This window comes from Pseudomonas sp. RC3H12 (assembly GCF_018596375.1).
In the GTDB taxonomy this organism is placed as follows: Bacteria; Pseudomonadota; Gammaproteobacteria; order Pseudomonadales; family Pseudomonadaceae; genus Aquipseudomonas.
Genome location: NZ_CP075595.1, coordinates 5,405,996 through 5,419,429, shown reverse-complemented (window position 1 = coordinate 5,419,429; position 13,434 = coordinate 5,405,996). Strand labels below are relative to the sequence as shown.

General features: G+C 63.5%; 11 protein-coding genes. 1 reads left to right on the top strand and 10 read right to left on the bottom strand.

The features are described from left to right. Positions 1-55: 55 nt before the first annotated feature. Both hldE and msbA read right to left on the bottom strand, forming a co-directional pair. On the bottom strand, positions 56-1,477 hold the full coding sequence (gene hldE, locus KHO27_RS24570) for a bifunctional D-glycero-beta-D-manno-heptose-7-phosphate kinase/D-glycero-beta-D-manno-heptose 1-phosphate adenylyltransferase HldE (protein ID WP_102682190.1): 1,422 nt from the start codon (positions 1,475-1,477) through the stop codon (positions 56-58). Between the two features lie 131 nt (positions 1,478-1,608). After that, positions 1,609-3,411 (bottom strand): lipid A export permease/ATP-binding protein MsbA, encoded by a 1,803-nt coding sequence (gene msbA / locus KHO27_RS24565; protein ID WP_046853969.1) that lies wholly within the window; start codon positions 3,409-3,411, stop codon positions 1,609-1,611. A 110-nt stretch (positions 3,412-3,521) separates the two neighbouring features. On the opposite strand from msbA, the gene KHO27_RS24560 reads away from it, so the two are divergent. Beyond that, on the top strand, positions 3,522-4,160 hold the full coding sequence (locus KHO27_RS24560; protein ID WP_110702039.1) for a phosphotransferase: 639 nt from the start codon (positions 3,522-3,524) through the stop codon (positions 4,158-4,160). A 36-nt stretch (positions 4,161-4,196) separates the two neighbouring features. On the opposite strand, the gene KHO27_RS24555 is transcribed toward KHO27_RS24560, so the two are convergent. The 8 genes from KHO27_RS24555 to KHO27_RS24520 all read right to left on the bottom strand — a co-directional run bounded on the left by KHO27_RS24555 (position 4,197) and on the right by KHO27_RS24520 (position 13,340). Further along, positions 4,197-5,354 (bottom strand): O-antigen ligase family protein, encoded by a 1,158-nt coding sequence (locus KHO27_RS24555; protein WP_214500914.1) that lies wholly within the window; start codon positions 5,352-5,354, stop codon positions 4,197-4,199. Further along, positions 5,347-6,114, bottom strand: a complete 768-nt coding sequence (locus KHO27_RS24550; RefSeq protein ID WP_214500913.1) for a glycosyltransferase family 2 protein — start codon at positions 6,112-6,114, stop codon at positions 5,347-5,349. The genes KHO27_RS24555 and KHO27_RS24550 overlap by 8 nt, the downstream gene beginning before the upstream one ends. A 23-nt stretch (positions 6,115-6,137) precedes the next feature. Continuing rightward, positions 6,138-7,100: a glycosyltransferase family protein gene (locus KHO27_RS24545; protein WP_110702044.1), complete on the bottom strand. Its 963-nt coding sequence runs from the start codon at positions 7,098-7,100 to the stop codon at positions 6,138-6,140. Further along, positions 7,097-8,524, bottom strand: a complete 1,428-nt coding sequence (locus KHO27_RS24540) for a PIG-L family deacetylase (RefSeq protein WP_110702046.1) — start codon at positions 8,522-8,524, stop codon at positions 7,097-7,099. The genes KHO27_RS24545 and KHO27_RS24540 overlap by 4 nt, the downstream gene beginning before the upstream one ends. 2 nt (positions 8,525-8,526) lie before the next feature. Further along, positions 8,527-9,423 (bottom strand): antimicrobial resistance protein Mig-14, encoded by an 897-nt coding sequence (locus KHO27_RS24535; RefSeq protein WP_110702048.1) that lies wholly within the window; start codon positions 9,421-9,423, stop codon positions 8,527-8,529. Then, positions 9,423-10,553 carry a glycosyltransferase gene (locus KHO27_RS24530; protein WP_110702050.1) on the bottom strand — a complete coding sequence of 377 codons (1,131 nt, stop codon included), beginning with the start codon at positions 10,551-10,553 and terminating at the stop codon, positions 9,423-9,425. The genes KHO27_RS24535 and KHO27_RS24530 overlap by 1 nt, the downstream gene beginning before the upstream one ends. After that, positions 10,537-12,294, bottom strand: a complete 1,758-nt coding sequence (locus KHO27_RS24525) for a carbamoyltransferase family protein (protein WP_214500912.1) — start codon at positions 12,292-12,294, stop codon at positions 10,537-10,539. Before KHO27_RS24525 ends, KHO27_RS24530 begins: the two co-directional genes overlap by 17 nt. Before the next feature lie 209 nt (positions 12,295-12,503). After that, entirely contained in the window at positions 12,504-13,340 is an 837-nt protein-coding gene (locus tag KHO27_RS24520) for a 23S rRNA (adenine(2030)-N(6))-methyltransferase RlmJ (RefSeq protein ID WP_214500911.1), read from the bottom strand. Between the last annotated feature and the right edge of the window lie 94 nt (positions 13,341-13,434).

Genomic DNA, 13,434 nt, shown 5'->3' with positions numbered 1-13,434 from the left:
GGGCAAGTCGGAGCGGCGGTGCGCCGATGCGACTTGCCCCGCGATTGCAACTGACTCAGTGCTTGCGGATCTTCTCGACGATCGCCGTGGTCGAGCTGTTTTCCACCAGCCCCAAGACCTTCACCGTGCCGCCGTAGGCCTTGACGATATCGGCGCCGACCACCTGGTCGATACCGTAGTCGCCGCCCTTGACCAGCACATCCGGCTTGACCTGGCGCAGCAGGTTCTCGGGGGTGTCCTCAGGGAAGCTGATGACCCAGTCCACCGCACCGAGCCCGGCCAGCACGGCCATGCGCCGATCGACGCTGTTGATCGGACGGCCCGGCCCTTTCAGGCGGCTGACCGAAGCATCGTCGTTGATGGCGACGATCAGACGGTCCCCCTGGGCACGGGCTTGCTCCAGGTAAGTTACATGGCCTGCGTGCAGGATATCGAAGCAGCCATTGGTGAAGACGATGCTCTCGTTGTGCGCACGGGCATCATCGATCGCCAGCAGCAACTGCTCCAACCCCAGCACACCGCGCTCGGAGCCTTCCTCACGCTGGATCGCCCGGCGCAGTTCGGGTGCGCTGATAGCGGCGGTACCCAGCTTGCCGACGACGATGCCGGCAGCCAGGTTAGCCAAGGCGACCGCATGAGGCAGGTCTTCGCCGGCGGCAATGGCGGCGGCAAGCGTCGAAATCACCGTATCGCCGGCACCGGTGACATCGAACACCTCACGGGCTCGGGCCGGCAGGTGCAGCGCCGGGTGGCCGATGCGCAGCAAGGTCATGCCGTGCTCGCCACGGGTCACCAGCAGCGCGCCCAGGTCCAGCTCCTCGAGCAGCTTCAGGCCCTTGGCCACCAGCTCGGCTTCGTCGGCGCAACGGCCGACGATGGTCTCGAACTCGCTGAGGTTCGGGGTGATCAGGCTGGCGCCGCGGTAGATCGAGAAATCCTTGCCCTTGGGGTCGGCCAGCACCGGGATGCCCTTGCTGCGGGCAGCCTGGATCAACGACTGGTGATTCTTCAGCGCGCCCTTGCCGTAGTCGGACAGCACCAGCACCTTGACCCCTTCGAGCAAGGCATCCACTTCCGCCCCCAGCGACAGCGGATCGGTGGCGAAGGGTTCTTCGAAATCGATGCGCAGCAACTGCTGGTGGCGGCTCATGACCCGCAGCTTGACGATGGTCGGCTGATGGGCGATGCGCTGGAAGATCGAGCGCACGCCCGCCGCCTGCAGGCTGTTGGCCAGGCTGTCGGCAGCTTCGTCCTGGCCGGTGACGCCAACCAGCGCGGCTGGGGCGCCGAGGGCGGCGATGTTCAAGGCCACGTTGGCGGCGCCGCCGGGACGGTCCTCGATCTGATCGACCTTGACCACCGGCACCGGCGCTTCAGGCGAGATACGCGAAGTACCGCCATGCCAGTAGCGGTCAAGCATGACATCGCCGACCACCAGTACCGGGGCTTGATCGAAACGCGGCATGGACAACTTCATGGGCAACCCATCATTGGAAAAGTGAACAGGGGCAGGATATTAGCACAGGGTTGCGCAGGGCTTTACGGCCAACGGCGGCAATGCTGTATCGATTGACTGGCGGGGCCGCGCGGGCCCCGCCATACGGCCAATCAGGTGATGTCGGCCTTTTCCGCTTCGTCCAGGCCCATGGCGTGCAGGCGGGCATAATGGCCATTGGCCTGGAGCAGTTCGGCGTGGGTGCCACGCTCCACCAGACGGCCTTGATCCATTACCAGGATCAGGTCGGCCTTCTCGATGGTCGACAGGCGGTGGGCGATCACCAGGGTGGTGCGACCTTCCATCACGTGATCCAGCGCCGCCTGGATGTGGCGCTCGGACTCGGTATCGAGGGCCGAGGTCGCCTCGTCGAGGATCAGCAGTGGCGCGTTCTTCAGCAGCGCCCTCGCGATCGCCAGACGCTGGCGCTGGCCACCGGAGAGCAGCACACCGTTCTCGCCGACTTCGGTATCGAAGCCCTTGGGCAACTGGTCGACGAACTCCTTGGCGTAGGCATCGGCGGCGGCGGCCTCGATATCCGCCCGCGGGGCGCCGGCCAGGTCACCGTAGGCGATGTTGTTGGCCACCGTGTCGTTGAACAGGGTGACGTGCTGTGTCACCTGGGACACATGGCGACGCAGGTTGCGCAGGCGGTACTGTTCGATTTCCACGCCGTCGAGCAGGATCTGCCCTTCTGTGTGGTGGTAGAACCGCGGGATCAGCGCCGCCAGCGTCGACTTGCCGCTGCCGGACCGCCCGACCAGGGCGATCATCTGCCCAGGCTCGGCGGTGAAGCTGATGTCGCTGAGCACCTGACGCTCGGTGCCGGGGTAGGTGAAGCTGAGGTTCCGTACTTCGAGGCGCCCGTCTACCCGTTCCTTCTCGACGGTGCCGGCATCGACCTCCGGCTTCTCGTCCAACTGCTCGAAGATGCTTTCGGCACCGGCAAGGCCCTTCTGGATGGTCGAGCTGACTTCCGAGAGCTGGCGAATCGGCTTGGGCAGTAACCCAGCCGCCGTGATATAGGCCACCAGATCACCGGCCGACGCCTCGCCGCGCAGGAACAGCACCAGGAACATCAGCGTGGCCATGGCGGTGTAGATCACCAGTTGCAGCAACGGCGTGTACAGCGCACCGGTCTTGGTCATGCGCAGCTGCTTGTCGGTGTTGCTCTGGCTGGCAGCGTTGAAGCGACGCTCTTCGTAGCTTTCGCCACCGAAGCTGCGCACCACGCGATAACCCTGGATGGTCTCGGAGGCCACATGGGTGACATCGCCCATGGCTACCTGGATCTTCTTGCTCTGCTTGCGGAATTTCTTGCTGGCGGTACTCACCATCACCGCGATCAGCGGCAGGATCGCCACCATCACCAAGGTCAGTTTCCAGTTCATCCACAGCAGGTAGGCGAACAGGAACACCACTGTCAGGCCTTCACGGATGACCACCTTGATGGCATCCGTGGCAGCGCCGGTGACCATGGTCACGTTGAAGGTGATGCGCGAAATCAGGTGCCCGGAGTTGTGGTTGTCAAAATAGCGGTTGGGCAGCACCAGCAGCTTGTTGAACAACTCGACGCGCAGGTCGTGAACCAGGCACAACGACACCTTGGACAGGTAGTAGTTGCCCAGGAACGAGCCCAGGCCCTGCCAGGCGGCGATCAGGATGATCAGCAGCGGCACCGCCTGCAGCAACTGCAGGTCGCGCAGGTAAGGCACGCTCGGGAACAACACCGCCTGGGGATTGCTCAGGCCGTCGACGAAATACTTGAGGATCCCGGCCAGCATCGGTTGGGTCGAGGCGAAGATCACGAAACCGACGATGCTCAGCAGGAAGATGCCGATATAAGGTTTGACGTAGCCCAGCAGGCGCAGGTAGATCTTCAGGCTCGCAGGCGAAGACGATTCGGGAACTGTCATGAGAATCCGTCGGGTCAAAAAGAGTCGGGATTATAACACACGCGGTGTCTCGCACCGCCCGCTGCAGGTAAGATAGGCGGCTGTCCCGAACCCATGGCCCTGGAGGCTAGATGCACGCACTTGACCACGCCCGCTACCTTGCCCTGCGCGAGGGCGCTCACGTCCTCGAAGCCGACGGTACTGGCGACAAGGTCCTGCGCCTGCGCGACGGCACGATGCTCAAGCTGTTCCGGCGCAAGCGCCTGATCAGCTCGGCGGCCTGGTATCCCTATGCCCGACGCTTCGCCGACAACTGCAAGGCCCTGGCCGCGCGCGGCATCCCCTGCCCACAGGTCAAGGCGGTGTACCGGATTGCCGAGATCGCCCGCGATGCCGTGCATTACGACCCGCTCCCAGGGCATACGCTGCGTCAGCTACTGGAGCAACCCGGCGAACATCCCGAGCTGCGCGACCAGCTCGGGCAGTTCATCGCGACGCTGCACGAGTCAGGTGTGTACTTCCGCTCCGCGCATCTGGGCAACGTGGTACTGACGCCCGAAGGCAAGCTGGGGTTGATCGATGTCGCCGACCTGCGCATGTACCGCAAGCCGCTGCGCCGATCACAACGTCAGCGCAACTTCCGTCATATGCTGCGTTATCGGCAAGATCGGGAATGGTTGCTGGGTGACCGCGACAACCTGTTCATCGAGGCCTACCTGGCCAGCCAGCAGGTCTGTCGTCGCCAGGACCTGGCCAGCGCACTGGCCTGAACGAAGATGGCCGCCCGGAGGCGGCCATCGTCATCATCAGCGCAAACGTCGCTGCTGCAACCCACGGCCAAGCACCATGGCTGCCGGCAGCAGGACCAGCGGCCATAGCTCGTCGGGGTTACCAATCAGCTTGCTGCCGTCGAAGTTGAGCATGACCAGGGCACAGGCCAGGTACATGCCCCACGGGTCGCGCAGGCGCACGGCCTGGACCAGGGTCATGGCGACGATCACCAGGAACAGCACAAGCGAGACGCCGCCGGTATAGAGACCCAAGGCAACGAAAATGTTGTGCGGATGCTGGATCGGCATGGTGCCGCTCAGCAGCTTGTCGGTATGGAACTCGACACCGCAGCCAACCATCCAGCCACAGCTCTCCCATTCACCAACCATCACATGGAACAACTCGCTGCGATAGGAATCGCCACGCTCGAAAAGCGAGTGGAACCAAGCCGCGTCCTTGACCAACCACAGGACCACCACACCGAATACAGCGAACACGGCGAGCCACGGCCCGGCCACCCGCGGGAAACGCCACAATGCCCAGCACGCCCAGACAGCGAACAGGAACACTGCACCGACCATCGCGGTACGTGTCTGCATCACGAAGGTGACAGCCACCACCGACAGCACCACCGCGCAAAAAGCTTCGAACCAGCGACGACGGTGCAGCCAGCCCGGCATGGCCAGCGCCAGGGCACAGAGCAGCCAGATGCTGGTGTAGATGACGTTCTGCATGCGCGCCGGCATCAGGTTGACCCGCTCGCCCAAGACGTGGACGCCCGTCAGGTAGGCATATGCCGCATAGCCGAAGACATACAGACAAATGGCCCAGAACAGCACCCGGGCAAACATCTCGGAGCGCAGGAAACGCTGGTTTGTCAGCCCCGCGATGGTGAAGACGAACAGCGCCACGTAGGCAATGTGCTTGTAGAACTGGCTCTCACCGGCGATTACCGCTGGCACCAGGAACCACAGCAGGAACACCAGCCAGGCCAGCCCAAGTTTGTCGTGCAGCAGCCCGGCGCCTCGCTCCTTGATCAGGAACACCAGACCCGGCAACGCGATGAACGCGTAGAAAATGTTGTTCGTCCATTTCGACGAGTCCATCAGCACGAAGCTGGCCAGGAAAGCGATCAACGCCGCAGTGAAATAGCGACGACTCCTGCTGTTGTCTCGGTCAACCCCTTCAAACATCCTTCAACACCCATCCAAGCAATAGTCCGATGACCAGCACACCCAACAAGCGGATGCGATCCATGCGCTTGCGTCGTACCTTCTTGATTTTTTCTTCCGGCATTTCCACATGCTCGCCGAACCCTGTGTGCAGCACCGCGTCGTTTTCCAGGATCAGCGCGTAGCGGTCACGCTCGGCGTAGAGCCGAGACAGGCTCTTCTCGCCCGAATGCGCGGCGTACGGCGCATGCGCCTGGTAGTCGGCAAGCCTGCGCAGGCCCGGGTTGAACGAGAAGCCCTGCCATTCCGCCTTGTGCGAACCCAGCTTGTGGAAGGCAATACCCTTCAGCACCTGACGCGCCTCGAGGAACACATAGGGGCTGTGCACCTGCAGGTCATGGTTGAAGCTGCGCAGCCAGACCTGTAGCGCTTGTGGGTCGGCCTCCAGCAGCGCCTGGGACTCCTCGACGAAACCCGGACGATAGAAGGCCCAGTCGTCCTCGCAGTGGAATACCCAGAACGTCTTGACCTGTGAATAGGCGGCATCCACCGAGCGCAACTGCCCAAGTTTGGGGTTGTTGACGATGAAGGTGGTGTGCTCACGCCAATGTTCGGGGATGCAGCCGCGCACTGCCTCGTCGCCGGAGTCTTCGGTGATGAAGACTTCACGGATAGGCGCCGTGTTGTAGAGGTCGAAACTTTCGAGCGTGCGCTTGAGCAGTTCGAATCGACCACAGCTGGTCACCACCAGTGTGATCTCGCTGTTTTCACTGAAGATCATGGCTTCCTCGATGTGTATGGGGCCTAACGCGACAGGCCGATGGCCAGCAGCACACGCGCCAGCAGGCCGGGCTTCGCGGCCGGACGCAGCGGTGCGCGCATGGCCTCGGTGATCGCCTGCCCGAGCGCGTGGAAGGTATAGCGCTGCTCGGCAAGTTGCTGGCCGTTGCGTGAGATACGCTCGGCCAAGGCCAGGTCGCCACGCAGTTGGGCGAGCTTCTCGCGTAGTTGTTCAAGGTCGCGATAGAGCACGATGTTGTGCATGTCGACGAAACCCAGTGCCTGGTTCTCCTCCTCGCCCTGGTCATAGGCGAACAGGACGCAACCACAGGCCATGGCTTCGAAGTTCTTGATCATGTACTCGCCCATGCCAACGTCGGCACTGACGAAAAAGCGGATACGGCTGAGGGTCTGGCTGTATTCCTCGCCCGATTTGGTGCGGGTGATCAGCAGGTTCTCTACCGCCGCAATCGACTCGAGCATCTGCTTGCGGCCCGAGTAGGCCACACTGCGCAGGCTGCCGACGAACGCCAGCTCGATGTCGCGCTCGCGGTTCTCGTTGCGCAGCAGCGCCTGGTCGTAGCCCTTGGGTACGAATACCGCATCGAAGCCTTCATCACGCAAGCGACGGGTAACCACCGCACCTGAAGTGATGACCCGCGCCCACGGCAACTGGCGGTAGTACTCGCTGAACTTACCGGTGTACTTGCACGGGATGTAGTTCTGATAGGCGTCGTGCTCGAGGATCACCAGGTTCGGGATGGTGCGGATGAAACGCGCCTGGCGGATTTCTTTCTTGAACCGCAGGAAGAACAGGATGCGGTCGTACTGATCGACTTGCACATGCCGATGGAAGTAGCTGCGCAGATCGGCCTGCTCGTCGCCGGTGAGCCAACGGATGTCGCACTCGCAGTCAGCCGCGATGCCTTCGTAAAGACGGTCCAGGATGGCGCGTTGCTCTTTCTGGACCAGGAACAGGACTTTCACCGTGGCTCTCTCTTGTCGATCACTGTACCGACCCACAGCAGTTCGTGGCGCCGTACGGCCTTGCGGAAGAATTCATTGTCACCGAATGCCGGCCAGCGCCGGGCGGCCAGGCAGCGCTGCAGGAAGCGACGAACCCTGCGTTTGAATGGAGCCGCAGGCTGCAGGTCGTGCATCATACCCAAAGCGATGGCCTTTTGCCTCTGCTGCTGCTCGCCAACCCCCAGCACCCAGGGGCGCATGGGCAGGCCCGCATCGAAGAACGGTGGCAAAGGTACCCCGGTACCGGCATTGCCCATCGGCCAGCGGTCATTGTCGTGCAGGTGATTGGCGTACAACAGCAAGGTTTGCGGCTGCCAAATCGCCCCTTGCAACGCTTGCTGCAGGGCGTCATGGGCGCACACGTGGTCCGGGTGGGGATCGAGCGTCGGGTGCGGCATCACGATGGTTGCCGGGCGCGCATGCTCGATGAGCTCGCGCAGGTCCTGGACCAGGTTGTTCCAGGTCGGCCGGCCATCGGCATCGCTGCGCAGCGCGACTTCGTTGAAACGGCGGAATGGCCGGGTGTCGATAAGGTCGGCCTCGCGCGATGCGACAGGTGTCTCGGGCTCGGCCTGCATGGCCGGCAGTTGCATGCAGAAATAGCCCAACTGCACACACTGCCGGGAAGGCACCCCGGCCCAGCGGGGTACGGCGATGCTGTCCCAACTGCGCAACTCGCCCTTGAGCCGGGCCGCCTCTACCAGGCCAAGGCCGAAGGTTTCGCGGTAATACGCGTTCTCGATCTCGCCTGCGGTCAGGGTCACGATCCAGCTGCTTTTTGCCTGGGCATACGCGGCGAATGCCGCAAGTTCGGCATCGTCGGCATGGGGTGCGATGACCATCAGCGAGCCGGCCAGGTAGTCGGCGTGACGGAAAACCAGCAATTCCATCTCCGGCGCCACGCGGCAGTGCCGGCCCCTCAGGCGCAGCCGCCCGCCGCCCAGCGCCTCCGCCTGGCCACCCAGGTTCAGGTAGCGAACACCGCGGACACCACGCTCGAAGGCCTGGCAATCGTCGACGCCACCTTCGATGCGTACCGCCGGGTCGAGCAGGCGCCCCAACCAACCGGCGCGCAGATTCACCCGCAGCAACAGAGTCTCGCTGCCGTCCAGCTGGCAACCATTCGGCAATGCAAGCACCCCGCCATGGCTGTGCAGCGCATGTCGCTCGCTGGCCTGCAAATCGTACTGGTAGTCGCTGCCGGGCACGTAGAACAGGTGGTCGGAGAACCAGGCCTCATGGGCCACCCACAACAACACCGCGAGGACAGGCGGCAACCACCATGCCCACACCGCCGTGAGCAACAGCGCGACAAGCAGTACCAGCAGGATCACCCGCTTGCGCTTGCGATGGCGTTTGAGCAGTTGCTGCTTGTTGGCGCTCATGTTCAGACCTGGAAGACGTTGACGGGATTGCACCAACGATCCTTGTACTCTCGGTCGGCCCGGCCGAAGGAGAACCGCAGCGCCTTGCCGCGGGCATTGGCATCCTCCCAGGCAGCCTGGGTATTGAGGAAGCTCAGTACGCTACCAGGGCTGAAGGCCTTGGTCTCGGGATCGACACCGCCGTTTACATATTCGACGCTGATCCATTGTGGCGCCTCGACGCGATACACCAGCTGGATCGCGATCGGCGCCCCCTCCAGGAACAGTACGGAGCCAATCAACAGTTCGCGCAGGCGCTCGACCACTTCGGCCATGCGGGCCGCACCGGTAGCCGGGAAGCCCCAGCGACGCTGGAACAAGTCACAGTACATCGCCGCGATCTCGGCTGCAGTGAAATCGCCGATCGGTCGCACCTGGCCGCCGGCCTCTTCCAGCAGGCGCAGCTCACGGCGCTGGTTATAGCGGAACTTCTTCGACAGGTCCTCGTGCGGGCGAGACATGGCCAACTGCTCTGGCTGCGCCTTGAGACCGCTGAAACGGCCCTGGTTCAGTTCAGACAGGTAACGCCCGGCATGGCGCAGCGGCGCGGCGCAGTCATCGGCGGCCGGCAGGATGATCTCGGCGTTGCCCAGGTCGAACAGGCCTTTCTTGCCATGACGCTTGAGCACGTCCTTGGACAGCGCCAAGTGGCGTCCCCATACCGGCAACGCGGCCTTGAGCTCGCCATCCTGTGAAAAACCCAGATAGCGCACCGGGATCTGGGCCAGGTCGGCCAGTTGCTCGATCACCAGAGGATGGGTCGCCACACTGCCGCCATATAGCTGCCAGGCGTCGCCATAGGCGGCCGCGTCGATGACTTGCCAACCGCGTTCGCGCCAGCCTTGGATAAAGTTGAGCATCAAGCCTCCGCGACCAGCGCACGTACCTGCGGCAACTGCCAGAAGGCATCGCGCACCGCCTGGTCGCTGAAACGCTGCTGCAGGCGCTGCAGCATGTGCAAAGCACAGGTCTCACGCTGTCCGGCGTCCAGCCCGGCCATATGCTTCAGGCCCTGGGCCAGCTGCGCGGCATCGCCCAGCGGGAACAGCACGCCCACGCCCTCGACCACTTCCCGGGCGCCGCCACAGGCGGTGGCCAGCAGCGGCACGCCCGCCACCATGGCCTCGAGCAGGACCATGCCGAACGGCTCATGGTCGGAGCTCAGCGCAAATACATCGAAGGCGCGGAAATAACGGCGAGCGTCCGGCACCTGGCCGAGGAATTCCACCTGCCCAGCGATGCCCAGCTCACTGGCCAGCGCCTTGAGCTTGGCCTCGAGGCGACCCTTGCCCAGGATCACCAGCCGCGCGCCAGCCGGCAGACCAGGCAAGGCCTCTGCGAAGCCGCGCAACAGCGTGGCCTGGTCCTTATCCGGGTGCAGGCGGCCGACATTGCCGACCACCCAGGCCTGTTCATCCAGGCCCAAGGCATGACGCGCCTCGTCACGCGGCACCAGGCTGGCCTGCAGTGCCTCGACATCAATGCGGTTGTACAGGGTCTGGATACGTTCGGCCGGCCACCGCCCCAGGCAGCGGCGCATGTCGTCGCGCACCGCATCCGAGACACCGAGCAGGCTCAGGCGCTTGCGGAACAGGTTGGCAAACAGTCGGCGTCCCTTGCGCTGGTAGTCTCCAAACGCGTGGTGCACGCCGATCACCGGCAGGCCGGTGCCCAGCAGCGCGACATAGATTGGCTTGAAGCGGTGGGCGATGCAAAACGCAAAATTGCGCTGCGCGGCGATCTTGCGCAGCGCGGCGATGGCGCCAAGCTTCAGGCCACGCACGGCCTTGGAACTGAACTCCAGGAACAGTACCTCGTCCGAGGCGCAGCCAGCCGCGACCTGCGCGTCAGCTGCCCCGGTGAGGAACACGGTGGTGACCTTGTAGCCGCTGCCCTGGAACAGGCTGGCATATTGACGGGCACAGTCGAGGAACGGCCCGTCATAGCCATGGCAGAACTGCAGGATCCGCGGTTCAGAGCGGCTGGTCATACGGCGCGGCGCCTTCCTTGACCACCAGGATGTCTTCCATGATCAGGTACTGCAGGTCAGACCCAAAGAACATGTTCAGGGCATCGGTCGGCGAGCAGATCATCGGTTCGCCTCGACGGTTGAGCGAAGTGTTCAGCGACACGCCGTTGCCGGTCAGGTCTTCCAGCGCCTTCATCATGTCGTAGTAGCGCGGGTTGTACTCGCGCTTGAGCACCTGGGCACGCGAGGTACCGTCCTCGTGGACCACTTCCGGCACACGGGTCTTCCACTCTTCTGCCACTTCGAAGGTGAAGGTCATGAACGGGGCCGGATGATCGATCTTGATCATCTGCGGCGCTACAGTGTCGAGCATCGACGGGCAGAAAGGCCTCCAGCGCTCGCGGAACTTGATCTGGTGGTTGATGCGGTCGGCCACGCCCGGCACGCTCGGGCAGCCGATGATCGAACGACCACCCAGGGCGCGCGGGCCGAACTCCATGCGACCCTGGAACCAGGCCACCGGGTTGCCGTCGACCATGATCTTGGCAATCTGCTCGGGCATGTTCTCAAGCTTGCGCCATACCGGTTTGCTAGGGTGACGGGCACAGGCGGCGATTACATCTTCGTTGGAGAACGCAGGGCCGAGGTAAACGTGCTCCATCTTCTCGACCGGCACGCCACGGGCGTGGGACACATAGGCAGCAGCACCCACCGCAGTACCGGCGTCGCCGGACGCTGGCTGGACGAACAGCTCTTTCACGTCATCGCGTGCGATGATCTTCTGGTTCAGCTTGACGTTCAGCGCACAGCCGCCGGCGAAGGCCAGCTTGCCGGTCTCTTTCAGGGTATCGCCCAGGTAGTGGTCGATCATCTGCAGGGCGAGCTTCTCGAACAACGCCTGCATGCTCGCCGCGTAGTGGATATACGGCTCGTCGGCGATGTCGCCTTCGCGTTTCGGACCCAACCACTCGATCAGCTTGGGCGAGAAGTAGAAGCCCTTGCCCTTCTCTTTATAGCGGCGCAGGCCGATGACGTTGGCGTACTCGGTATTGATTACCAGCTCGCCGTTTTCGAAGCTGGCCAGGCGCGAGAAGTCATATTTGCTGGCATCGCCATACGGCGCCATGCCCATGACCTTGAACTCGCCGTCGAGCATCTCGAAGCCGAGGAACTCGGTGATCGCGCCATACAGGCCACCCAGGGAGTCCGGGTCGAAGAATTCCTTGATCTTGTGGATCTTGCCGTTTTCGCCATAGCCGAAGAAGGTAGTGGCGTACTCGCCCTTGCCGTCGATGCCGAGGATCGCGGTCTTCTCTTTGAAGCCCGAGCAATGGTAGGCGCTGGAGGCGTGGGCCAGGTGGTGCTCGACCGGTTCGATCTTGATCTTCTTCGGATCGAAGCCCAGCTGCTCCAGGCACCAGACGATCTTCTTGCGGTAGCGCTTGTAGCGCCGGTTGCCCATCAGCAGCGCGTCGAGGGCGCGATCCGGGGCGTACCAGTAGCGCTTGGCGTAGTGCCAGCGGGCCTTGCCGAACAGGCTGATCGGGGCGAAAGGAATGGCCACCACGTCGACGTCCGACGGCTTGATGCCGGCCTGCTCCAGGCAGAACTTCGCCGACTCGTAGGGCATGCGGTTCTTCGCATGCTTGTCACGCACGAAGCGCTCTTCTTCGGCGGCGGCAATCAGCTTGCCGTCGATGTACAGGGCCGCGGAAGGGTCATGGCTAAGGGCGCCGGACAGGCCAAGAATCGTCAGTGCCAAGGGGTTAGCCTCTCAAATCGGTATGAAGTGCGCCACCGGCCATTCAGGCGGATGGCGGCTAAAGGGCGGGATTATAACGCAAAGATCGCCTGACGCGATGCATGGACGTGGCAGCGCGCTTGCCCCACGATGGCGCTGGATTTGCTGACGCCATCGCCGGGCAAGTCGGGCCGCCGCATCGCCGCTCCCACGCTGCCTGCAACGCCTGTTTATTCGGCGATCAGCCAGTCCATGCGGAAGCTGCCGGCGGTCTGCGCCAGTTCCTTGGCCAACCACGGCAGCAGCGCCTTGAGTTCATCTTCCAGGCCCCACGGTGGGTTGGCGATGGCCAGGCCCGAGCCGTTCAGGCCCTGCGGGCTGTCCTGGTGATGCACGTACAGCTCCACGCGCAGCAGCTTGGGCGCGCCGGTGCTGGTGAGGTCCTGGTAGAAGCGGGTCAGCGAACGCTGGTCCTTGATCGGGTACCAGATGGCCGCGACGGTCTGGCGCATGCGACCGATCGCCTCCTTCATCGCCACGGTGCAGCGCTTGAGCTCGTCGGCCTGCTCGAACGGCGGGTCGATCAGCATGATCGCGCGTTTTTCCTGCACCGGTAGCAGCGCCCGCGGGATATGCCAGCCCTCGCCCAGGCGCACGGTGACTCGCGGGTCCTTCTTCATGTTCTCTTTGAGCAGCACGCCGTCTTCAGGGTGCTTTTCGTTGAGCTGTGCACGGTCCTGTTCACGCATCAAGCGCCGGGCCAGCTCAGGGGAGCCGGGGTAGTAGCGCAGTTCGCCGTTCTTGTTCAGGCGCTTGATGACGCCCAGATAGTCGGCGGTGACGGCCGGCAGGTCATCGCGATTCCACAGGCGGGCGACGCCTTCGAGGTACTCACCGGTACGGCTCGCCTGATCGCCCTGCAGGTCGTACAGGCCAAGCCCTGCGTGGGTGTCGATGTAGGCGAACGGCTGCTCCTTGCGCGACATCAGGGCGATGAGGCGGGTGAGCACGATGTGCTTGAGGACGTCGGCGTGGTTGCCGGCGTGGAAGGCGTGACGATAGTTCATGGCGGCTCCTGCGGGGGCGGCAAGTTTACCTTGTCGCGAGGGAGACGTCAGGTACGGCGGTCGAACGATTTTAACCCCATCGCCGGCAAGCCGA